The organism is Pseudomonas sp. Sample_21 (assembly GCF_004307525.1).
Lineage (GTDB): Bacteria > Pseudomonadota > Gammaproteobacteria > Pseudomonadales > Pseudomonadaceae > Aquipseudomonas > Aquipseudomonas atacamensis.
This window is the reverse complement of record NZ_RCNZ01000114.1, coordinates 1-21,418: the sequence shown is the minus strand read 5'-3', so window position 1 is coordinate 21,418 and position 21,418 is coordinate 1. Positions and strand designations below refer to the sequence as shown.

The window sequence follows — 21,418 nt, the reverse complement described above, 5'->3', positions numbered from 1 at the left end:
TTGTCTTTTCTCACTGCCCAGGAGTTACCCATGAATCAATTCACTCAGCTTGTTCCGGCCGGCGTCAGCGATCTGGACCTGGCATTGCTGCGCCAGACCATCGCCCTGTCGCAGGCGTCGAAACAACGTGGCCGGCACCCGTTTGCGGCGCTGGTGGCGGATCGCGACGGCAAGGTGATTGCCGAAGCGGGCAACAATTCGATGCCGCCGGAGGGTGATCCCACCCAGCATGCCGAACTGGTCGCGGTGGCTGCGGCGGCGAAGCGGTTGTCACCCCCGGAGTTGGAGGCGTGCACGCTGTACACCAGCGCCGAACCTTGCTGCATGTGCGCAGGCGCGGTGTATTGGACCGGTGTCGGGCGAGTGGTGTATGCGTTGTCGGAACATGCTTTGCTCGGGCTGACTGGCGATCATCCGGAGAACCCGACGTTCTCGTTGCCGTGTCGCGAAGTGTTTGCCAGAGGGCAACGCACGGTCAGTGTCTTCGGGCCGATGCTGGAGGCAGAGGCGGCTGAACCGCATAAAGGGTTCTGGTCTTAGTCGATATGGATCGTTCCCACGCTCCTGCGTGGGGACGCATCCGCTGACGCTCTGCGTCACTTTTACTTCGCCGGGATGACATCCACACATTCCCCAGCGGAATGCCCCCCATGAAATCATTGGATTTTTCTTCTCCACGCTCACCGCGTAGCGTGTCGCAAAGACAAGGAGAATCGCCATGACCCAACCCGCCACTGACGCCGCCGGCAAATTCGACACCTCCCGCGCCAATGAATATGCCCGGCAAAGCCGCATTGCCCTGGCTGGCTACGATGCCTGTCACGACCTGTCGGCCTGCATGCTAGCCGCCAGCCTCGGGCAGTCGCGTCCGGCAAACGTGCTGGTGGTGGGCGCGGGGGGCACCGCGCAGGAAATCATCGCGATGGCCGCGCTGGAGCCGGATTGGCACTTCACTGCGGTCGATCCTTCCGGGCCGATGCTCGATGCTGCGACCGAACATCTGCGCGCCAATGATCTATTGCACAGAGTCCAGATACATCTCGGTCATGTCGAAGACTTGCCGGCCGACGCATCTTTCGACGCCGCCACCCTGATCGGTGTACTCCATCACCTGGGCGGTGATGAGGCCAAGCAACAGATACTGCGCTCCATTCAGGCCCGCCTCAAACCCGGCGCGCCATTGATCGTGGCCGGCAATCATTACGCTTACGCCAGTCAGCCGTTGCTGCTGCAAGCCTGGAGCCAGCGCTGGCGACAGCAGGGCGCAACCGCTGACGAGGTGCAGGCGAAACTCGGGAAGATTTTGCAGGGCGCTGATCCGCCGCACTCGGAGGCGGCGGTTCAGGCACTGCTGCAGGACGCCGGATTCGGCGATGCAACACGGTTTTTCAGCAGTCTGTTCTGGGGCGCCTGGCTGACGTGCAAGCTCAGCCAAGCGACCCGATTTGCCTAAGCCTCCGTCCAGTCCAGCGCAGCCGTCTCGCGCCACTTCACCTCCGTAATCCCATAACGCTCGGCCTGGGGTTTGGAAACCACTTTCAACGGTGGTTTACCCGGTTTCGGAATCGGCGCAATACCGGCGTCACAGCTCGCCCAATGCCAAGCGTCGGCGTTGCGCATACTCTTGGCGCGGATGACGAATGATTTTGGCTGGTCGTGATGTTTGTATTCGATGACGAAAATATCGGTGCTACGCATGAGTTCCTCCTTACGCTCATACGTAAATGATTTTGTCCGACAAGAAAAATTCAAAGGATTTTCTGGCCGGATGATCAGCGTCACTCAGCGCTCTAAAACGCGGTTCTTCATGAAGCCGCGCAGGTTCATCAGGAACAGGCAGAGCTGCAGAACGATCAGCGCGTAAGCCCCGGCATGGACGCCCCAGATCACCCACAGCAAATTGCTCAGACTGAAACAAACGAAACCGCTCATGCGCCGTTGCGGTCGTTGCGAACCGATCAGCCACGCGGCCAGAACGGTGACCAGCATCGCCGGCCATTGCACCCAATCCAGATATGCCAACACCCTTTCCTCTGCACAGATTTGCTTGATGCAGAAAGGGTACACAGCAACCGAAGGATGGTCACCGCCCGCACGGCTCTGCGTCGCAATGGCGGTGAAAAAGGTTTCGCCCGGCAGAAGCCGGGCGAAGATTTCAGGCGCGCAATCAGTAATCCCAAATCGCAGGTATCCAACGGAAAGCAGCACCATTGATCGCGACCCTACCCACCGAAGGGAAGGCCAGATGCGTGGCGACGAACAGCTCGCCGCTGGCGGCGGCTTCCTTGAGCATGCGCACGCGCACTTCCACCGATTTGGCCGGATCGTGTTCGAAACCGTTGTGCCAGTCGGGGTGATCGAACGCCACCGGGAACAATGCGTCACCGGCAAAGGTCAGGCGCTCGCCACCGGAGTTGACGTAGACCACGCAGTGCCCTGGCGTATGACCACCGGTGAGTTTTGCAACTACGCCAGGTGCAACCTGACATTCGTCTTCGAAGATGTGCAACTTGCTTTCATAGTGGTCGATGAACGCGTTGGCGGTGCTGCGCAGGACGTCTGGTACTGGTGCGGGCATGTCGGTGCTGGTGAAGTCTGGCGTGGACCAGAAATTCACTTCGGCCGCGGTGACGTGGATGCGCACGTCGTGACGCAGACGGCTCTTCACCGAGTCGACCAGCAGGCCGCCGATATGGTCCATGTGCATGTGCGTGATGACGATATCAGTGATGTCGGCGAGATCCACCCCGGCAGCGGCCAGGCGCTTGGGGAACTGCCCGGCACGCGGGAAACCGGGGAATTGGCCACCGAGGCCGGCGTCGACGAGGATGACTTGTTCGCCGCTACGCACCACCAGCACGTTGAGCGCCCAGTCGAAGGCGTCAGGGCCCAGATACATTTCCTTGAACCAGGCGGCACGGTCGGCGGGGTCGGCATTGGTTGACATGGTCTGGGTCGGCAACGGCAACACGCCGTCGCTGATCACCATCACGTCAATGTCGCCCAGGCGCAGGGCGTAGCGCGACGGCACCAGTTCTTCGCTTTGGGTTTGCAGGGCCACCGCGCGGTTGGCGGTGAAGGAATCCAGATGCAGGGTCATGGTGTTCTCCTTGTTTTCAGGGCTAAAGCGGAGGGTGAAATCAGGCTACAGGGATCAGCGGATCGGCGGCCGCGAGGGCAGCGCGACGATCGGCGGCGGGCGGGTAGATCCACACCGTGTTGATCTGCGTCTTCAGCTCTTTGGCTTCGGCCTTCACCAGTTTCAGCTGACGATCCCAGCCTTCCGTGTACACCGCGCCCCAGGCGCCCAGATCCAGGCAAGTCACGTACTTGGGCTGGCGATACATTGTCGGAGCGACGCCGAGGAGATCGGCGGCGGCGTTGTTGCCGGCGTAGCGACCCAAGCTGATCGCGTGCTGGCAAGACATCGCGGCATAGTTGCCGAGGTCGTCTGTGGCGGCGCGAGCGACATCACCAGCGGCAAAGACGTGATCGATGCCTTGCACCTTGAGGTTGCCATCGACGTGCAGGCGGCCCTGGCCATCGCGTTCGGCGTCGAGTTGTTCGGTGAGCGGGCTGGCGCGGAAACCTACGGTCCAGATCACGGTGTGGCTTTCGATGTGGCGGCCATCGGCGAGCGTGACGCCATTGGCATCCACAGCGGCAACGCTGGCATCGACGATCCATTCGATACCCAGGTCATTGGACGCCTCGATGATCGACGGGCGAATGCCATCACCCATGGTCGCGGCGATGTCCTTGCTGCGATCGACAATGATCACGCGCAGGTCTTGATCCTCACCGATGATCGCACGCAGGCGCGCCGGCATTTCCGTCGCAGTTTCAATCCCGGTGAAACCGCCACCGGCCACCACCACGGTGTTGCGCGCAACACTGGGCGGTTGGTTGCCGAGGGCGATGAGATGGCGTTCCAGACGCGCCGAGGATTCGATCTGATCGACATCGAACGCATGCTCCTTGAGGCCAGGCACCGGAGGCCGAGCGAGCTGGCTGCCGCTGGCGAGAACCAGCCGATCGTAGGCCAGTTCACCCGGACGCCCGGCCTCGTCGCGGTAACCGATTCGGCGCGCCCGGGCGTCGATGCTTTCAGCGGTGCCTTTGACGAAGCGCACACCCACCGCATCGAACAGCGCGTCGAGCGGCGCGTACATGCTGTGCACGTCCGGCTCGTAGAAGCGCGGGCGAATACGCAATTCGGCTTGCGGGGCGAGCAGCGTGATCTCGACATCCTGACGGGCATGCATATCCAGCAAACGCGCAGCGCTCAGCGCACTCCACAGCCCGCCGAACCCTGCACCGATCACCAATAATTGCTGTTTCATAATGTGCTCCCTGACGCTGATGGATGGATGACACCCGAGCCCGGCGCGGACTCTGGCGTGACGATCAGTGGCCGCCGCAACTGCTTGCCGTACTACCTGGCGCTCAATCGTTCGCCGTCGAGAGTCATGCTAGGGCGGGGAGGATGCGGGCGCAGTTGTCCATCGGTGTGCGTGGGGTACGCATGGGTGGAAGAGGGGTATACGAAGGTATGGGGGGGCGAGGTGGGAATACCGGGCGAGGTGTTGTTCGAAACGAACATCGCCGCGCAGGGTGCCAGCACGCCTGCACGGCCGATGCCGTTGTTCAGTCGGTGGGCACTACGTTATCCAACGCTTTGTTGACGGCCAATTCCCCCAGCATGACCACCTGTGCAATGCCTAACAGCGTATTGCGCCGTGAGCCTTCCAGCATCCCGGCGAAATCACCGAGCATCACCGTGGCGGACGCCAGGGATTCGCACGCGTTGACCAGCAAGGATTCGGTGTCGGATTCCGGGTTGACCATAAACAGCGTGTTGGGACTGTAAGGCGTGGCGTTGACCTTGGCCGGCGCGAGGTAATGGTCGAGCGCGCGCTCGGCGGCGTCATGAAGTTTTTTTGAATGGAAGGATTCGTAAGGCGATACCGGGTCGGTGACCGGCGGATGGGACGGTGTCTGTGACATCAGCTGAAACTCCGATGAGCGCCGCTTGAGCGTCTGGGTATGAGGACGACGCGCCACGGCTGTGGCGCGTCCGCTGGCAGTGAGGGGAGCACGCCCCCTCATGCCTCGATGGCCGGCTAGTTCGACACGCGTCGGCTGTCGAGCACGCGATTGACGATGAGCTCACTCAACATGATCACCTGCTGCAACATCAGCAGCGATCGACGCTGTGGATGGTCAATCACGCCGCCGATTTCGCGGGCCATGTCATTGGCGGCTGCCAGCGATTCACAGGCTTCGACGAGCAACGTTTCCTCATCCACCGTCGGGTCAATGAGAAAGATCCTGCCTGGCTGGCGCTTGGGAATGGTGGTTTTGAGCGTCTGAGGGTCGAGGTAAAAGTTGATGGCGCGAGCAGCCGCATCTTTTATCCGCTGAGGTTCCAGAGCAGGGTCGTACGGGATTGAATCCGCTTCCGGCGGGTTTGGGGTTACTTTGAACATTGATGAAGCTCCTAACACATTTAAGGGAGGCTTCACCCTTTCGCTACCAAACGAAGGGTGGCGGCCATGCACAGGTTGGTAGACCGGGTGTTAGGATCCGGCGCGTCCTAGGACGCCCTATACATGGCCACCGCAAATCCGAGACAGAAATCTCGACGGCAGATCTGTATATCTAACACTGCGGGCTACCAAACCCGATCACCTATTTCAGTGACCGACAAACGATAGGACCCGCAGCCTAGACGCACAAGCCGGCGGATTCTGAAGTACCCGTAGGCAGCGGCGCAAGGCGTTGTAGGCTTTTTGGAGGAGAAATCGGTGTAATTTAAACGTGCTTGCCAAGTCGTGTTTATGCGCTGTACGTGCCTGCTCATCTCACATTTTCAGAATATCGGAGACCCGAATCTGTTTAGGCCGATCTCAAGGCCGTTGCGCCGTGGGGCGGAGAGTTTCAAGCAAGTCGCGTCGTAGACGGGCTTTTTGGCTCTTCCACTGTTGGCCGTAGATCAGCAGAAAAACGCCTCGGCTGGCAGGTGAAAAAATTAACTGCCAGCACTGGGATCACAAATGACATAGCGCTTAGTCTGCTTTGAAAACGAACTCAAAACCGATTCCCATTTTTCTCAGGAGCTCGGCCACGCGCTCGAAGAACAATTCCCCCTGCTCCGAAACCTCGTACTTGCCGTAAACACGGATTACAAGTGACTTGCCGAGTGCAGCGGTAATCTTGTTATAGATCTCACCGTTTTCGATGAAAGCGACGTAGCCGTTTATCTTCCGTTGTAGCGCGAGCAGGTGCTCGGCTTGTAGGGTCTTATTGCCCCATTCTAGGTGGTCAGCGATGCCCAGGATGATGGTGCCACTGTCCGATTTGGGGATTCCCCACATATCGATAATGTTCGGGTCTGTTAAGGACACTGCGGATCCTTGGCCTCCAGCCGATTTGTTCAATACCTCTGAGGGAACCGAGCTACAGCTCTGTGGCTTGCCGCCCTTTTCTTTTCTTTGCTTTGCTTCAGCTCTACTAGCTCACACGCCTAGTGTCGAACGGCAAAGTCGTCCTTAAGCACAAATTCCAATCCGATGCCTACGCCTTTGAGTACCTCGGTCACGCGGTCGATAAAGGTTTCACCTTGCTCAGGCAGCTCATATAAACCATTGATGCGAATTTTCGGATTCTTGCCCTTGGCTGGCGGATAGCTTTCCAGCAGTTCGCCGCTCTCGATGAAGGCGATGTAGGTGTTGATCTTTTCTTGTAGCAACAACAGATGTTCGCCCTGTTGGGCTTTTTCGCCCCATTCCAAGTGATCAGTGATGACGAGTACGACATTGTCGGGCTCCCACTCGGGCACTGCGATGATGTCGACGACTTTTGTTTCGGTGATGGACATGTCTGCTCCCTCAGAGGGTCGGGTCAGGTCGAAGGATGTCGACTCTGGTGGGTGGGATTCGGGTGCCTCCGGTGAAGCCGGGTTTACCTTTGCCGACGACGGTTGCGCCGGTCTTTTCTATTTCTGGAAAGCCCAATTTCTGATTGCGCGTCAGTGGCGCTGTTTCCGAAGATTTGCATTCGACGCAGGAGATGTTGCCGTCCGCATCGCGGCCCATCATATCAATGCGCGTGCGTACACCGCTGTCGGTTTTGACGGTGACCTCACGAGCGGCTTCAGGTTTGATCTTACTGAATTCGTCAAAGGACGCTTCTTCGAACGCTTTGCCCTTTTGCTTATTCTTCTCTAGCTGCGTGCTGAGCACGACGTAGATGGGCTCAAGCCCCGCATCCTCCGGGAACCAGATGATCGCATCCTGAAACTCAGGTGGGTGCGCGGGGTTGGCCAGCAGCGTGTCCGACTGTGCTGTCGGCGGATAGACCCAGACGGGAGATAGCTGAGGGGCACCTTCCAGCGCTGGGATCCCCAGCACTCCATCCGGGCTTGCTCCGGGTGTCCAGGTCAGACCGATGCCGTTGCCGATGTCGGCGATGAATTTTTCGCCGTCTTTCTGCGCTTTGATGACCGGTACATTTTCCCAGTCCTTCTTGCCGCCGGTGTAAAAGCCGTAGGCGTTGACGGAGCCGTCCGGCAACGTTTTTACGTTGACACGAACACGCGTTCGGCCGGTTTCAAGCGTGGCGTATTGCTCGTCCTTATAGAAGGCACTGTCCGGGGCGATGCTGGTGTTGGGCATCAATAGCGCGACGGTGCCCACGGCAGCGCCTGCTGCCATGGCGCCTGCGCCGTCGAGTAGGCCTAGCGCGAGTGAGCCACCCAGCCGTTGGGCAACGGCACTGCCAGTTGCGGAGCCGCCGACAAACTGAAGGGACGTGCCTTCGGCGGTAATCGCTTCGCCAGTGGCCAAAACGGCCCATAGCCCATAGTCGGCCAGCTTTTCGACGGGAACGAAGCCTGTCGGGTTGCTGTGGTTAATTTCACCGTCGGGCAGGTTGCAGCTTTTGGCGAAGACGCAGCCCTTGAGGTCGGGTTTCGCGTCTGGCGCTGGCGGGAGTTCTTTGTATTGCGCCCAGTGCTGGGCGTTTAGGTCGACGGGTTCGACGCCGGCGTTGCGGTAACCCTTGGGTGGTTTGGGACGTAGCCGCTCAATCCTTGGTTCCTTGTTCTGGTCCTTTTGAACGGGGTGAAGGGTGACAGGCGGAGTTTGCAGTGGCAATTAGTGGCGCTTTGATTCTAGATTCTGAGGCGCCTCTCATTTCCATGTGATCAAGTCAGCGCTTAAGGAAATGGGGTAGCTCAACTACCTCCGTAATCTCTGGAGCTTCCCCTCGCTCCCAGCCCTCTCCTCGAGGAGAGGGAGCCGACCGTGTTGTCTTCTGTCAGAAATCGGCCTGATCGACCGAGTCGATAGGAGGCGATAAATCCAGGCGACACGCAATTCAATGCGATGAGGGCCTTATCAAGTGTTTTCAGATTTACGCGGTGCAAACTCAACCCAGGCAAGTAGCTCGTCCGCCGCAAAGGGTTTACGCAGGCAGGCAACGACATCGGCTTCCCGAAACTTGGCGCAAAGCAAACCACTCTGATCCGCCGACACAAAAATCACCGGCATCCGCCAGCCTCGCGCCCGCAGTGCATCCAGCATCTGCAAACCACCCATGCCCGGCATCTGAATATCGGAGATCAAACAATCAGTCTGCACCGGCCCGTCCGAGTCAAGGTAGTCCGCCGGCGCCGCATAGCAGAACACCTGATACCCCGACGCCCGCAGCAGGCTGCTCAGCGATGTGCGCATTGCCTCGTCGTCGTCCACTACCGCAATGACATGCGTCTTGTGCATAACGCTCCCGGGCCGGGCGGCCGAGCTGGTGACTCCTGTCGTTCTTGCACCATACGCTGATGGCCAGCGGGCAAAACTATACGTAGGTATAGCGGTTCAACCATCGCGGCTGAAGCGACTGCGGTAGTCGCGCGGGGAGATCGACAGGTGGCGCTGGAAGCAGGCGCGCAGGCGTTCTTCATCGTTGAAGCCGCAGATGCGGGCGATTCGTTCGATTTTGTGCGGGGAGTTTTCCAGTAGGCGTTTGGCCGCTTCGAGTCGGAACAGCTCGAGCGCTTTCGACGGTGTGCGCCCGGTGCGCGCTTTATAGACCCGCGTGAAGTTGCGCAGGCTCATTGCGGCTTGCTCGGCGAGGCGCTCCACCGTCAGATTCGGATCGCCGAGGCGCTCCATGAGCCAAAGGTGCAGATCATCGAACATCGCAGCGTCCTGCGCCTGCGATTGCAACAGCGTGCTGTATTGCGCCTGGCCGCCGGGGCGTTTGATGTACACCACCAATTCCCGCGCGACTTGCAACGTCACTTCACGGCCGCAATCGGCCTCGACCAGCGCCAGCGCCAGATCGATCCCGGCAGTGACTCCGGCCGAGGTCCAGACCTTGCCTTGCTGAATGAAGATCGCGTCGGCATCTACCTCGACCGCTGGAAAGCGATCGCGCAAAGCGTCGCACATCGCCCAGTGAGTGGCAGCGCGGCGGGCGTCGAGCAATCCGGCCTGAGCCAGCAGAAACGCACCACTGCACACCGAGACCACGCGGCGGGCGAGGTGAGCATGGTCCTGCAGCCAGTCGCTCAGTTCGCGGTGCTCCTCAAGGGTCTGGCAGATGTCAGGGGCGCCGGGCACGACCAGCGTGTCCAGCGCGGCGGTGTCGAGCGTGGTTAACGCCTGGGTGTCGATGGCCAGCCCTTCGACGGTCTGGATCAAGCCGCCGCTGAGGCTGGCGGTGTGCAGTTGATAACCGGGCTGCCCGCGCTCGGCCAAGGCTTTGCTCGCGGCCCAGAACACGGTTTGCGCACCGCTAAGATCGAGCAGGCTCAGGCGTGGGTAGGCGATGAACACCACGTCGCGCGGAGCCGTTGTAAAAGCGGGATGAGTGGACATCGCGGGCCTGCCTGTTTGCAGCGCTAAAGGCGGGACTGCCTCAGCCTGGCCGATTTTCAGGGGTTTCTGGCCGGCCGGCAATGGCGCTGACTGTTAGCCTGATTGCTGACCGTCCGGCCGGTGTCTGGCTGCGGTGGCCATCCTGAACTAGATTTATTGACCAGCCCAATGCGTGCTGCGATCTCGCCGAGGAGACACAATGACCTTGTGGTCGCATTCCAGCCCTGCGCAAAGTCCCGGCGTGCTCGGCGAGCCAGTGGTGTACGTGGTCGATGACGATGCCTCGATGCGCCAGGCGCTCGACAGCTTGCTGCGCTCGATCGGCCTCCAGGTGCAAACCTTCGACAGCGCCGGAGATTTTCTCGCGCAAGCGCAACGTGAGGTACCCGGTTGCCTGGTGCTCGACGTGCGCCTGCGCGGCGAAAGTGGCCTGACGTTTCAGGAACAGATGGAAAAAAACGGCTTGCGCATCCCCGTGGTGTTCATGACCGGCCACGGCGACATCGCCATGAGCGTCAAGGCGATGAAGGCCGGCGCGGTGGATTTTCTGGCCAAGCCGTTCCGTGATCAGGACATGCTCGACGCCGTGGCCAGTGCGTTGGCTCGCGACCGTGCGCGGCTGGCAGCCGAACACTCCGGCGCCGTTTTGTGTCGGGCTTACCAAACCCTGACCGCACGTGAGCGCGAAGTGCTCGGCTTCGTCATTGCCGGGCTGATGAACAAACAGATTGCCGGACAGCTCAACCTCAGCGAGGTCACGGTCAAGGTCCACCGTGGCCAGGTCATGCGCAAAATGGCCGCACGTTCAGTGGCCGATCTGGTGCGTATCGCAGAAGCGCTGGGCATCGAGCCTGTCCAGCGCAACCCCTGAGCGCTGGCGACGTGCAACTCACCGTGCGGCAAAAAACCTGAGCAGTGTTGACGCAGATGGCCAGCAGAAAACAGATTTTGTGGGACGACGGCGAGCGGGTGCTGTCCCGTGAGCGCGGTTCGAATGATGGCAGCCTACTGGCGGTGCGTCCGGCGATGGGCCAGCCATTGCCGAGCACCCTGGAGCGTCTGGCGCATGAATACAGCCTCAGGGACGACCTCAATCCTGCCTGGGCGCTGCAGCCGACAGCTTTCGAGCGTACGGGCACCCGAGTTCGTCTGCTGTTCGACGATCCGGGCGGCGAGCCGTTGTCGCGGTTGCTGGTCGCCCCGCTGGATATCGAAACCTGTCTGGAATTGGCCACGAACATCGCCAAGGCACTGGGCCATATGCATCAGCGTGGTCTGGTGCACAAAGACCTGAAACCGCAGCATGTTTTTGTCCATTGTCATGATGGGCAGGCGCGGCTGACCGGCTTCGGCCTGGCCACGCGCTTGCCACGGGAGCGGCAAGCGCCCACGCCACCGGAATCTATCGCCGGGACGCTGGCCTACATGGCGCCGGAACAAACCGGGCGGATGAATCGTTCGATTGATTCGCGTAGTGATCTGTATGCCTTTGGCGTGACGCTTTACCAGATGCTCACCGGCTCGCTGCCGTTCAGTGCAAATGACCCGACGGAGTGGGTGCATTGCCATATCGCGCGGCTGCCAATGCCCGTGTGTGAACGGGTGGCGACGGTGCCGCCGATGTTCTCGCGACTGGTCATGAAACTGCTGGCGAAAACGGCCGAGGAACGCTATCAGAGCGCAGCCGGTGTCGAGCATGACTTGCGCCGTTGCCTCGATGACTGGCGCCGTATGCGGCAGATCGAGACGTTCACGTTGAACGAGCAGGGCGCCTGCGAGCGCTTGCTGATTCCGGAAAAACTCTACGGCCGCGAACACGAAGTGCAAACGTTGATCGATGCCTTCGCCAATGTGGTGCAGACAGGCGCGCCGACACTGGTGCTGGTATCCGGCTATTCCGGCATCGGCAAATCGTCGGTGGTCAGTGAACTGCACAAGGTGCTGGTGCCGTCGCGTGGCTTGTTCGCCGCCGGCAAGTTCGACCAGTACCAGCGCGACGTGCCTTATTCGACCCTGGTTCAGGCCTTTCAGGGGCTGGTGCGGACGCTATTGGGCAAGCGCACCGACGTACTGGCGGGCTGGCGCGAAGCACTGTTGCGGGCACTGGAAGCGAATGCGCGGTTGATCACCGATCTGATCCCCGAACTCAAGCTGATCATCGGCGAGCCGCCGCCCGTGCCTGAGTTGGAGCCGCAACAGGCGCAGCAGCGGTTCCTTCAGGTCTTGCAGCGTTTTATCGGCGTGTTCGCTCAGGCCGAGCATCCGTTGGCGCTGTTCCTTGACGACCTGCAATGGCTCGACGCGGCCACCCTTGATCTGCTCGAAGATATGCTCAGTCGCGCAGAGACCCCTCATCTGCTGCTGGTCGGTGCTTATCGCGACAACGAGGTAGATGGCGATCACCCACTCAGCCGCACACTCAAGACCCTGCATCACGCCGACGTACACATTGACGAAATTCGTCTGGCGCCACTGGCTGGCGCGCACATCGAACAACTGATCAGCGAGTCACTGCGCTGCCCGCCGGCGAGCATTGTCGCGCTGGCGCGGCTGGTACTGGACAAGACCGCTGGCAATCCGTTCTTCGTCATCCAGTTTCTGCACGCCCTGGCCGAGGAGAAGCTGCTGACATACGAGCCTGCGCGCCAGCGCTGGCGGTGGGATGTGCACCTGATCAACGGCAAGGACTACACCGACAATGTCGTCGATTTGATGGTCGGCAAACTGGCGCGGCTGCCCCAGGAAACCCGCCAGGCGCTGCAACAACTGGCCTGCCTGGGCAACGTCGCGCGTCTCGACACGCTGGCCACAGTCCTTGATGTGCCGGTGCCTCACGTTCACTCCGCATTGTCGCCGGCGGTGCGGCTGGAGTTGGTCGAGCGTCAGGACGGTGCCTACAGGTTTGTGCATGATCGCATCCATGAGGCGGCGTATTCGCTGATCGCGGAAACCGAACGGGCGCAAATGCACCTGCGCATCGGCCGGCTGCTGGCACTGCAAACCCAGGGTGAGCGGCGCGAGGAGGCGATCTTCGAGATTGTCGGCCAGCTCAATCGCGGTGCGCATCTGATCAGCCTGCGTGCCGAGCGCGAGCAGCTGGCCGAGTTCAACCTGCTCGCCGGCCAGCGAGCGAAGGCCTCGACCGCTTATACCTCAGCACTGACCTATCTGGGCGCCGGCGCAGAACTGTTGGGCGAGCAGGGTTATGACAGTCGGCATGAACTGGGTTTCGCTCTGGAGCTGAACCGTGCCGAGTGCGAATTTCTCACCGGCCAACTGCAGCTTGCCGACTCGCGCCTGGCGACATTGGCCGAGCGCGCCGTGACCACCGTCGAGCGCGCGGCGGTGGCGTGCATGCAGATGGATGTCTACTTGCTGCTCGATCGCAGTGACCGGGCGGTGACGGTGTGTCTGGCCTTTCTGCGTCAGGTCGGCATCGATTGGCCAGCGCGTCCGGACGATATTCAGGTGCGCGACGAATATCAGCAGGTCTGGACCAGGCTGCGCGGGCGCAGTATCGAGCAGATGATCGACTTGCCGCTGATGGAGGATCCTGCCGCGCGGGCCACCCTCGATGCGCTGGGCAAACTCTTCGCGCCGGCGGTGCAGTCGGATCTGAACCTCGCCAGCCTGACCATTTGCAAAGCGATCAGCCTGAGCCTGCAATATGGCAACTGCGACGCCTCCTGCCTGCTCTATGCCAACTTCGGGCGCGTGTCGGGGCCGCGTTTTGGCGACTATGCCGCTGGTTATCGATTTGGCCGTCTGGGCTGCGATCTGGTTGATCGGCGCGGGCTCACGCGTTATGAAGCGAGCACTTGGTTGTGCTTCTCGATCTTCGTGGTGCGCTGGATGCGGCCAGTGCGCGAGTGCCGCGAACTGTTGCGCCGTGCGCTCAACGCGGCCCATCGCAGCGGCGATCTGCCGTATGCAGCGTTCGCTGGAAACAGCCTGATTTCCGATCTGTTGTTTATCGGCGAGCCGCTGGCCGAGGTGCAGGCGCAAGCGGAATCAGGGCTGGTCTATGCACAAAAGGTCGGTTTCGGTCTGGTGGCGGATTTCATGCGCTGCCAGTTGACGCTGATCCGCATGCTGCGCGGGCAGACGCCGACGTTCGGCTGTTTCGACGATGAGGGGTTCGATGAAACAGCTGTCGAAGCGCATCTGGCCGGTTCGGCGGATCTGGCGCTGGCGCGCGGCAAGTACTGGGTACGCAAGTTGCAGGCGCGCTATCTGGCCGGGGATTACGCGGCGGCCGCTGAGTGCGCGGCCCAGGCGCAGGGACTTTTGTGGGTGGTTTCGGCGTTTTTCGAGGAGGCCGAATACCATTTCTACGCGGCTTTGACCTTGGCGGCCCACGGCGAAACTGACGCCGGTGCTTTGCAGCGTCTGGGTCAACATCATGAACAGTTGCAGACGTGGGCGCGCTTGTGTGCAGAGACCTTCGCCAGTCAGGTGGCGCTGGTCGGCGCGGAAATGGCGCGCGTCACCGGGCAGTTGCTCGAAGCCGAATTGCAGTACGAGCAAGCCATTCAATTGGCTCAGGACAATGGTTTGCTCCATATCCAAGCGCTGGCCAACGAACTGGCCGCACGGTTCTACAGCGCTCGCGGTCTGGCCAGGATATCCCGCGTCTACCTGCGCGACGCACGTTATGCCTATCTGCGTTGGGGGGCTGCTGGCAAGGTGCGGGAGCTGGAGCGACGTCATCGTTTTCTGCGTGCCGAAGAGGCGCAACCGAATCCGGTCACCACGCTCATTACGCCAGTTGAACATCTCGACCTGGCGACGGTGCTCAAGGTCTCTCAAGCAGTCTCCGGCGAGATCGTCCTGGACCGTTTGATCGAAACGGTGATGCGCACCGCGATCGAACAGGCCGGGGCCGAGCATGGCCTGCTTATTTTGTTGAACGCCGACGTTCCCTATGTCGCTGCGCGAACCCGTATCGGCGACGGTGCCACGCAGTTGTGCAACGCGCCGCTGCACACGGTGGCGCTGGCAGAGTCGGTGCTCTACCAGACGCTGCGCACCGGCGAAAACCTGTGCCTGGACGACGCGGTTGCCGATCCGCTGTTCGCCGCTGATCCATACGTTCAGCAACGAGGCGCGCGCTCGATCCTTTGCCTGGCATTGATGAATCAGGCGCGGGTCGCCGGGGCGCTGTATCTGGAAAACAACCTGTCCGCCGGGGTGTTCAGCCCGACGCGTCTCGCCGTGTTGCGCCTGGTGGCGTCGCAGGCAGCGATCTCGCTGGACAACGCGCGCCTGTACCGCGACCTCGCCGAGCGAGAAGCGAAGATCCGTCGGCTGGTCGACGCCAACATCATCGGCATCATCGTCTGGGGCGTGGAAGGGGAAATCATCGAGGCCAACGACGCGTTCCTGCGCATGGTCGGTTACACCCGTGATGAGTTGCTTTCGGGCAATGTCCATTGGCGTGACATGACCCCGCCGGCGATGCGCGCTAACAGCGATATTGCACTGGCAACGGCGATCCACACCGGCCGGGCCCAGCCATTCGAAAAGGAGTACATCCGCAAGGACGGCAGTCGGCTGCCGGTGATTGTCGGTCTGGCCGCCTTCGAAGCGAGTCAGCAACAGGGCCTGGCCTTTGTGCTGGATATCAGCGAACGCAAGCTGGCTGAAGAGCAAGTGCGCGAAGGCGAGCGTCGTTATCGTCAGGTGCAAACGGAACTGGCCCACGCCAATCGTGTGGCAACCATGGGCCAGTTGGCCGCATCGATTGCCCACGAAGTCAATCAGCCGATCGCCGCCACGGTGACCCATGCCAATGCCGCGTTGCGCTGGCTCGGTGCAAAGCCACCAAATATCAACGAAGTCGAGCAGGGCCTGCGGCATATCATTCTCGACGGCAACCGCGCCGCCGACGTACTCGGGCGCATCCGCGCGCTGATTCACAAAACGCCACCGCAGCGTCAGCCTGTCAGCCTCAATCTGCTGATTGAAGAAATGGTCGGTTTCAGCCGTGGCGAAGCGCTCAAGCACGGCGCCGAAGTCAGCGTTGAACTGGCGGCAGATTTGCCTTTCGTAGTGGCGGACCGGGTCGAACTGCAACAGGTGCTGCTTAACCTGATCATCAACAGCCTCGAAGCCATGACGATCATGGCAGAGGGGCAGCGACGTCTGCTGATTCGCAGTGAGGCGCTGGGTGATAACGTGCACATCAGTGTCAGCGATTCAGGGCCGGGCTTTGCCTGCGAGCGGGCGGAGCAAGTGTTCACGGCGTTCTACACGACCAAATCCACCGGGCTGGGCATGGGCCTGTCGATTTGCCGCACGATCATTGAAGGACACGGCGGCAAATTGTGGGCCGAGCGCAATGAGCCGAGCGGGGCGCGGGTGGTGTTTGGCTTGCCGCGTTGTGAATGAACATGATCAACAGCCAGGCTACCCGGGCATTGAGCCCGGGTGTTTCTGTCGGTGAGTTCAGGCCACCGGAATAGGATTTTCCAGCAGCGACAGGTTGAATTGCTCGATCAACCCGTGCTCGTTCGCGCCCTGGTTGGCTCGCAGCGGCAAGACTCGGTCAACCAGCACTTCGGTAGTGGCGGTTTCCAGCTTGATCAGGGTTTCCTCGATGAACTCGCCCAGCGGCATGGCGCGCTCGTCGCCGCTCTTGTGAATCAGGTCGGTATCAACCCAAGGTGGCGCGATTTCCAGGACCTTGACGCTGGTGTCGCGCAGCATGAAACGCTGCGACAGCGAGTAGGAATGGATAGCCGCTTTGGTCGCCGAATATAGCGCCGTGGTCGCCAGCGGCAGGTAGGCCAGCACCGAGCTGTTGTTGATGATGTAGGCCTCGGGCTGGCGCTTGAGGTGTTCGACGAACGCCGCGCTGACGCGTACCGGGCCGAGCAGGTTGGTCTGCAACAGACCGACAGCCTGCGCATCGTCGTAGTCGCCTGAACCCGCGTTGTCGAAGGGCATGATTCCGGCGTTGTTGATGATTACGTTCAACGACGGATGGCGGCGGATGACTTCGGCGGCGACGTCCTTGATCTGCCGCGCATCGTTGATGTCCAGCTGCACGGTGTCGATGCCCGGATTCGCTTGGGCAATCTCTGCCAGCAGGGTCTGGCGACGACCAGCGATGATGACCTTGTTGCCGCGCTGATGCAGGGCCTCGGCCAGTGCGCGGCCGATGCCGGAAGTGCCGCCGGTGATGAAGATCGTGTTCGCTTCAAGTTTCATGAGCTGCGTCCCGCGAGTGGATTGATTGGTATGCAAGCCATGATGGAGAAAACCTGCTCCGACCTGAATGACGTATGTGGTAGTGTTTCAGGACATTCAACAAACGGAGCGCGACCATGCATCGAGTCGGCTATCTGCTCTCGGAAGGTTTTCAGGTCATGGCGCTGGCGACCCAGTCGGTGTTCGAGTTCGCCAACATCGTCACCGGCAAAGCCGTGTACAAGGTGCAAAATTTTTCCCAGGCCGGCGGCATCGTCAGCTCCTCGCTGGGCTTGCACGTCGATACGTTGCCGCTGACGCAAGCGGGGCTGGCCGACAGTTGGCTGGTGGCTGGCACGCTGACACCGCTGACGCCGCCCGGTGCTGACGTGCTGCACAGCGTGCGCGGGCTCGCCGACGGCGCACGCCGCGTGGCCGGCATCTGCACCGGCTCGTTCGTACTGGCGCAGGCCGGAGTGCTGGATAACCGCCGCGTGACCACGCACTGGGCGTTCGCCCCGGCGCTGCGCAGGATGCATCCATCGGTGAATGTCGAGGACGACCGCATCTTCATCATCGACGGCCCGGTGTGGACATCGGCGGGCATGACCGCTGGTGTCGACATGGCGCTGGGTATGGTCGAGAAGGATCTGGGCAGCGAAATCGCCCGCTCGGTCGCCCATCGACTGGTGATGCATCAGCGTAGGTCCGGAGGGCAGTCGCAGCATTCGGAACTGCTCTCGCTGTCGCCCAAATCCGACCGCATTCAGAGTGCGCTGGATTACGCGCGCAAGCACCTCAATCGCCCGCTGAGCGTCGAAGAACTGGCCGAAGTGGTGCACCTGAGTCCGCGGCAATTCACCCGCGTTTTCACCGCCGAAACCGGCCAGTCACCAGCCAAGGCGATAGAGAGCCTGCGCCTGGAAGCGGCGCGTTTGCTGATCGAGCAGAGCAGTCACAGTCTGGATGTGGTCGCCAGGGAAACCGGGTTTCGTGACCGCCGGCACATGCGCGAGGTGTTCATGCGCGGCTTTGGCGTGCCGCCGCAGGCGGTACGGCGGGATTCGCGGCGGATGGTGTGAGGCTCGTGTTGGTTAATCAACGTCCCAATACCAAGGAGCGAGCCTGCTCGAGATGACGTCAGCTCATTCACCACTACATAAACAGAAAACCCTCAGCCCGTTTGAATAGTAACTCCAGCCTTAAGCAAACGGCTACAACGCCTTGCGTCATTCCCTACGACTACGCCAGAATCCGCCGGCTTGTGCGTCTAGGTCGCGGGTTCTATCGTCTGTCGGTCGCTGAAAAACAGTGATCGGGTTTGGTAGCCCGCCATAACTAGTCGCATCGCGCACCGTTCGCAGACCTGCTTCAGGTCGCTGCTCAATGGTGGCCATGCGCAGGACACCTTCGGGTGTGCCGGTTCCTAGTTACCGGTCTACCAACCCGCGTATGGCCGCCACCTTCGTTTGGTAGCGAAAGTGAAGGCTCCTTTTAGCTAACTAGGAGTTTCACCATGTTCAAAGTCACACCCAATCCCCCAGCCACCGACCCCGCATCGCCCTACGAATCCAGCGCCTCGAAAAAGCTTCACGAAGCCGCCGAACGCGCCCTCGATCACTACCTCGGCCCCGCCGAAATCCTGGCCAGCACCAACACTCCGGAACAGATGTTCCTCGCCAACCCGAAATACGACACCGAGTCCCTGCTGGCCAACGCCAGCGAATCCCTCGGCTCGGCCACCACCATGCTCTACGACTTCGCCGCGCTGCTCGACAACCCGCGCCGCAAGACGCTGCTGGGCATTGCCCAGGTCGTCATGCTCGGCGAAATCGCGGTAAATCAGGCGTTGGATAAAGTCGAAATAGCCAAATGACCCGCAATGCGACGAGCGCAAAACCTCGTCGCAATCCCCGGGCGCGCCAGGGCTGGCACACGGCCACGGCTTGCACCACCCGGCCTCCACTGTCACCCTTCGGGCCGTTCTTCAAGGATCAGAACAAGGAATCAAGGATTGAGTGGTTACGTTCCAAACCCGCCGAAAAACTACCGCTACGAACAAGCCAAACCCGTCGACCTACACGCCCAGCATTGGGCCGAGTATGAGAAACACGGGAAAGAGCCCGCGCGCGAGCCTGAGAAGATAGGCATTGCGTTGAGGATCGGGGTTTTCTTTGATGGCACAGGCAACAATGCGAACAACTCTGCTGCGGGGTTGTTGTGCGGTGCTCAGCATCCGATTGCGCCTGAGGATATACCAGCTAGCTGTATGCCTTATATGAGTGATCCGGATAGTAGTTATGGTAACGATGTCAGCAATGTAAAAAAGCTGAGTGACCTGTACGACGCCATGCCTGAGGCAATAGGAGAGGGCACTCAGAAGAGCGCTTCTCGCGTTGTTTATGTCGAGGGTATCGGAACGCGATCCGGCGAAGAAGACAGCAAGTTCGGTGCAGGCACTGGTCGGGGGGGAACCGGTGTAGCCAGCAAAGTCGAATCCTCATTTCCGAGCATTCAACAAGCTATCAGCCGAGCTCTGATCGATAATCCTGGTAGTGAAATCACATCTTTGAAATTTGATGTGTTCGGCTTCAGTCGCGGCGCGGCTGCTGCGCGGCATTTTGCCAATGAGGTCGTCCGCACTAGCCGCGGCCCACTTGGCACTGTGCTAAGAAACTTGCCACGCGCTTTCAGTCCAAAATTCAACGATCAATACCAAGGTGACATCGACATAGGCTTCATCGGCTTGTTCGACACAGTCCCGTCGATAGCTGGTTGGTCCAATGTCGGAAATATCAAAAGCCCAATCGCGACCGGCATAAAACTTTATCTCGACCGTCGTTTCTTTACCGATGTGGTTCAGCTATCAGCGCGCGATGAATGCAGGGCCAACTTCGCACTGAGTCGTGTCAAAGCTGACCATTTGGAAATTACGCTACCGGGGGTACATTCGGATATCGGCGGAGGCTATCTCGAAAGCGCCCAAGAGTGTGTACTGGTAAGCCCCATGCAAACGCTGGTTGTATCCTTAAACACCGACGTCAAAGCGACGTCAATCTATCGCGATGCACTTGATGCACAAAGCCAATGGATGGCCAAAGGTTGGCCTAAGGCCATGCTGGAAATAGTGACGCCTGAAGCATCGTTGATCCCTAATGAACCTCGGGATCGGCTCAGTCGTACTCAAAAGCGTGTTTATGCTGCTCTTCAGCTCAAGCGCCCGGTGAGCGGCATGCTCTCCAGAGTGTATTTGCGATTGATGCATCGCTTGGCGAAAGAAAAGGGTGCCCGCTTCAACGACATTCCAGATACTCCGGATTTAACGATTCCGGCAGAGCTTCAAGCGTTGTGCGATAGATTTTTGGCTGGAAATTACAGCGTTACAGCGCAGGAAAACGAATTGCTGAAATTAAAGTACATTCACACCTCCGCCAACTGGAACCATCCATTAGGACGAACAGACGGAGGCGGAATAAACGCGGTTTACATCAATGCACCAACTCAAGACTCCATCCGAGTGCAACATCCACACGTACCTGACTGGACGCTCTGGTGATGAAGATTTATGTAACCATCTTGTTTGCACTCTTTATGTCTGGCTGCCAATCCGCTGATCCGCTGTCCGCCGAATCCGACCCCAAATCGAGTGCATGGGAGCTCGCCTTCACTGAACCGTACTACATGAAGGTATGGGTAGAAGACAGCGCTGTTGAAGACATCAACGGCAAGTTATATCGACGCACCGGATCGGGAACTGCAGCAGGCGGCGAACCGGAAACCGGTGAAGAATCCGCTCGAGGTTGGCATGCGGTTGGCGCTGCTGCAAAACCGGTGATTGGTGCCGACTTGCCCAAACGTATTTATGTGCGCTGGCAGTCTATTGCCGAATCACAGACCTATCGGGTCTGGATAGATGTGCCGGAAGAAGCCAGGCAACTGATGGCGGCATCGGTTAATCAAAGATGTCCTGAAACTCCGGATGAACAAGCCAGCTATAGCGCCTCGATTTATTTGGGACTGGCGCCCGGAGGCGTCGTGCAGGTGTTTGTTCGCGATGCCTGTCATCGCCCCGTCAAAGTAGCCAGGGCCAAGGCTGAAATCGAGCCGTTGGGACCTAGCCAAGGGAAGAACGAAGGACGCTATGCTTATCCTGTAAGTGAAAAGGCCAAGCGGTATATCGACAAATACGGCATCCCTTACGGTAGTTGGTAACTGGCGTGCCTTGGCATGCAATTGCCACCTTTATCGGAGGCAATTGCGATGCTGCTGATGCGCTACCACATCCCCTCAAACCTCAAACCTCAAACCTCAAACCTCAAACCTCAAACCTCAAACCTCAAACCTCA

20 protein-coding genes are annotated in these 21,418 nt (G+C 60.0%); 8 read left to right on the top strand and 12 right to left on the bottom strand.

The features are described 5' to 3' along the window. The first annotated feature begins 30 nt into the window (after positions 1 to 30). Both D8U71_RS21565 and D8U71_RS21560 read left to right on the top strand, forming a co-directional pair. Positions 31 to 540 (top strand): nucleoside deaminase, encoded by a 510-nt coding sequence (locus D8U71_RS21565; protein WP_122699068.1) that lies wholly within the window; start codon positions 31 to 33, stop codon positions 538 to 540. A gap of 178 nt (positions 541 to 718) precedes the next feature. After that, a complete protein-coding gene (locus tag D8U71_RS21560; RefSeq protein WP_130888626.1) occupies positions 719 to 1,453 on the top strand; it encodes a class I SAM-dependent methyltransferase in 735 nt (244 codons plus the stop codon). Here the strand turns inward: D8U71_RS21560 and D8U71_RS21555 are convergent. From D8U71_RS21555 to D8U71_RS21505, 11 genes are all read right to left on the bottom strand, one after another. After that, positions 1,450 to 1,698: a DUF6555 family protein gene (locus tag D8U71_RS21555; protein ID WP_041480580.1), complete on the bottom strand. Its 249-nt coding sequence runs from the start codon at positions 1,696 to 1,698 to the stop codon at positions 1,450 to 1,452. The two genes, D8U71_RS21560 and D8U71_RS21555, sit on opposite strands and share 4 nt — an antisense overlap. Positions 1,699 to 1,782: 84 nt before the next feature. Further along, entirely contained in the window at positions 1,783 to 2,022 is a 240-nt protein-coding gene (locus D8U71_RS21550; RefSeq protein ID WP_016774268.1) for a hypothetical protein, read from the bottom strand. Between the two features lie 145 nt (positions 2,023 to 2,167). Further along, on the bottom strand, positions 2,168 to 3,100 hold the full coding sequence (locus D8U71_RS21545; protein WP_016774269.1) for an MBL fold metallo-hydrolase: 933 nt from the start codon (positions 3,098 to 3,100) through the stop codon (positions 2,168 to 2,170). Between the two features lie 40 nt (positions 3,101 to 3,140). Further along, positions 3,141 to 4,343 carry an NAD(P)/FAD-dependent oxidoreductase gene (locus D8U71_RS21540; RefSeq protein WP_130888625.1) on the bottom strand — a complete coding sequence of 401 codons (1,203 nt, stop codon included), beginning with the start codon at positions 4,341 to 4,343 and terminating at the stop codon, positions 3,141 to 3,143. 304 nt (positions 4,344 to 4,647) lie between these two features. Next, positions 4,648 to 5,007: a DUF6124 family protein gene (locus D8U71_RS21535; RefSeq protein ID WP_130888624.1), complete on the bottom strand. Its 360-nt coding sequence runs from the start codon at positions 5,005 to 5,007 to the stop codon at positions 4,648 to 4,650. Positions 5,008 to 5,123: 116 nt separating this feature from the next. Further along, positions 5,124 to 5,489, bottom strand: coding sequence for a hypothetical protein (locus tag D8U71_RS21530; protein ID WP_016774271.1), 366 nt, complete (start codon positions 5,487 to 5,489; stop codon positions 5,124 to 5,126). Between the two features lie 579 nt (positions 5,490 to 6,068). Beyond that, positions 6,069 to 6,407 carry a DUF6572 domain-containing protein gene (locus D8U71_RS21525; protein ID WP_130888623.1) on the bottom strand — a complete coding sequence of 113 codons (339 nt, stop codon included), beginning with the start codon at positions 6,405 to 6,407 and terminating at the stop codon, positions 6,069 to 6,071. Between the two features lie 119 nt (positions 6,408 to 6,526). Further along, positions 6,527 to 6,880, bottom strand: a complete 354-nt coding sequence (locus D8U71_RS21520; RefSeq protein WP_130888622.1) for a DUF6572 domain-containing protein — start codon at positions 6,878 to 6,880, stop codon at positions 6,527 to 6,529. Positions 6,881 to 6,890: 10 nt separating this feature from the next. Further along, positions 6,891 to 8,090: an S-type pyocin domain-containing protein gene (locus tag D8U71_RS21515; RefSeq protein ID WP_130888669.1), complete on the bottom strand. Its 1,200-nt coding sequence runs from the start codon at positions 8,088 to 8,090 to the stop codon at positions 6,891 to 6,893. A 309-nt stretch (positions 8,091 to 8,399) separates the two neighbouring features. Further along, a complete protein-coding gene (locus tag D8U71_RS21510) occupies positions 8,400 to 8,780 on the bottom strand; it encodes a response regulator (RefSeq protein WP_016774274.1) in 381 nt (126 codons plus the stop codon). A gap of 96 nt (positions 8,781 to 8,876) precedes the next feature. Continuing rightward, positions 8,877 to 9,881: a DJ-1/PfpI family protein gene (locus D8U71_RS21505; protein ID WP_130888621.1), complete on the bottom strand. Its 1,005-nt coding sequence runs from the start codon at positions 9,879 to 9,881 to the stop codon at positions 8,877 to 8,879. A gap of 199 nt (positions 9,882 to 10,080) precedes the next feature. Here D8U71_RS21505 and D8U71_RS21500 point away from each other — a divergent pair, with 199 nt between their 5' ends. Then, on the top strand, positions 10,081 to 10,752 hold the full coding sequence (locus D8U71_RS21500) for a response regulator transcription factor (RefSeq protein WP_016774275.1): 672 nt from the start codon (positions 10,081 to 10,083) through the stop codon (positions 10,750 to 10,752). Positions 10,753 to 10,808: 56 nt separating this feature from the next. Beyond that, positions 10,809 to 16,271, top strand: coding sequence for an ATP-binding sensor histidine kinase (locus D8U71_RS21495; protein ID WP_130888620.1), 5,463 nt, complete (start codon positions 10,809 to 10,811; stop codon positions 16,269 to 16,271). Between the two features lie 57 nt (positions 16,272 to 16,328). Here D8U71_RS21495 and D8U71_RS21490 read toward each other — a convergent pair whose 3' ends face one another. After that, positions 16,329 to 17,093 (bottom strand): SDR family NAD(P)-dependent oxidoreductase, encoded by a 765-nt coding sequence (locus tag D8U71_RS21490; protein WP_125915978.1) that lies wholly within the window; start codon positions 17,091 to 17,093, stop codon positions 16,329 to 16,331. 116 nt (positions 17,094 to 17,209) lie between these two features. Here D8U71_RS21490 and D8U71_RS21485 point away from each other — a divergent pair, with 116 nt between their 5' ends. From D8U71_RS21485 to D8U71_RS21470, 4 genes are all read left to right on the top strand, one after another. Further along, the gene (locus D8U71_RS21485; RefSeq protein ID WP_016774277.1) at positions 17,210 to 18,154 is read left to right on the top strand and encodes a GlxA family transcriptional regulator; all 945 of its coding nucleotides are present in this window, start codon (positions 17,210 to 17,212) and stop codon (positions 18,152 to 18,154) included. Positions 18,155 to 18,588: 434 nt separating this feature from the next. After that, a complete protein-coding gene (locus tag D8U71_RS21480; RefSeq protein ID WP_130888619.1) occupies positions 18,589 to 18,948 on the top strand; it encodes a DUF6124 family protein in 360 nt (119 codons plus the stop codon). A gap of 138 nt (positions 18,949 to 19,086) precedes the next feature. Further along, entirely contained in the window at positions 19,087 to 20,628 is a 1,542-nt protein-coding gene (locus D8U71_RS21475) for a DUF2235 domain-containing protein (RefSeq protein WP_130888618.1), read from the top strand. Beyond that, complete coding sequence (locus D8U71_RS21470; protein WP_024012553.1) at positions 20,628 to 21,284, top strand: DUF2931 family protein; 657 nt, start codon at positions 20,628 to 20,630, stop codon at positions 21,282 to 21,284. Before D8U71_RS21475 ends, D8U71_RS21470 begins: the two co-directional genes overlap by 1 nt. The last annotated feature ends 134 nt before the right edge of the window (positions 21,285 to 21,418 follow it).

Bases quoted from the DNA above. Each gene is read 5' to 3' on its own strand.
- D8U71_RS21535 (WP_130888624.1), bottom strand. From the start codon at position 5,007: ATGTCACAGACACCGTCCCATCCGCCGGTCACCGACCCGGTATCGCCT.
- D8U71_RS21480 (WP_130888619.1), top strand. From the start codon at position 18,589: ATGTTCAAAGTCACACCCAATCCCCCAGCCACCGACCCCGCATCGCCC.
- D8U71_RS21485 (WP_016774277.1), top strand. From the start codon at position 17,210: ATGCATCGAGTCGGCTATCTGCTCTCGGAAGGTTTTCAGGTCATGGCG.
- D8U71_RS21555 (WP_041480580.1), bottom strand. From the start codon at position 1,698: ATGCGTAGCACCGATATTTTCGTCATCGAATACAAACATCACGACCAG.
- D8U71_RS21495 (WP_130888620.1), top strand. From the start codon at position 10,809: ATGGCCAGCAGAAAACAGATTTTGTGGGACGACGGCGAGCGGGTGCTG.
- D8U71_RS21540 (WP_130888625.1), bottom strand. From the start codon at position 4,343: ATGAAACAGCAATTATTGGTGATCGGTGCAGGGTTCGGCGGGCTGTGG.
- D8U71_RS21520 (WP_130888622.1), bottom strand. From the start codon at position 6,880: ATGTCCATCACCGAAACAAAAGTCGTCGACATCATCGCAGTGCCCGAG.
- D8U71_RS21545 (WP_016774269.1), bottom strand. From the start codon at position 3,100: ATGACCCTGCATCTGGATTCCTTCACCGCCAACCGCGCGGTGGCCCTG.
- D8U71_RS21565 (WP_122699068.1), top strand. From the start codon at position 31: ATGAATCAATTCACTCAGCTTGTTCCGGCCGGCGTCAGCGATCTGGAC.
- D8U71_RS21505 (WP_130888621.1), bottom strand. From the start codon at position 9,881: ATGTCCACTCATCCCGCTTTTACAACGGCTCCGCGCGACGTGGTGTTC.
- D8U71_RS21490 (WP_125915978.1), bottom strand. From the start codon at position 17,093: ATGAAACTTGAAGCGAACACGATCTTCATCACCGGCGGCACTTCCGGC.
- D8U71_RS21470 (WP_024012553.1), top strand. From the start codon at position 20,628: ATGAAGATTTATGTAACCATCTTGTTTGCACTCTTTATGTCTGGCTGC.
- D8U71_RS21530 (WP_016774271.1), bottom strand. From the start codon at position 5,489: ATGTTCAAAGTAACCCCAAACCCGCCGGAAGCGGATTCAATCCCGTAC.
- D8U71_RS21510 (WP_016774274.1), bottom strand. From the start codon at position 8,780: ATGCACAAGACGCATGTCATTGCGGTAGTGGACGACGACGAGGCAATG.
- D8U71_RS21500 (WP_016774275.1), top strand. From the start codon at position 10,081: ATGACCTTGTGGTCGCATTCCAGCCCTGCGCAAAGTCCCGGCGTGCTC.
- D8U71_RS21560 (WP_130888626.1), top strand. From the start codon at position 719: ATGACCCAACCCGCCACTGACGCCGCCGGCAAATTCGACACCTCCCGC.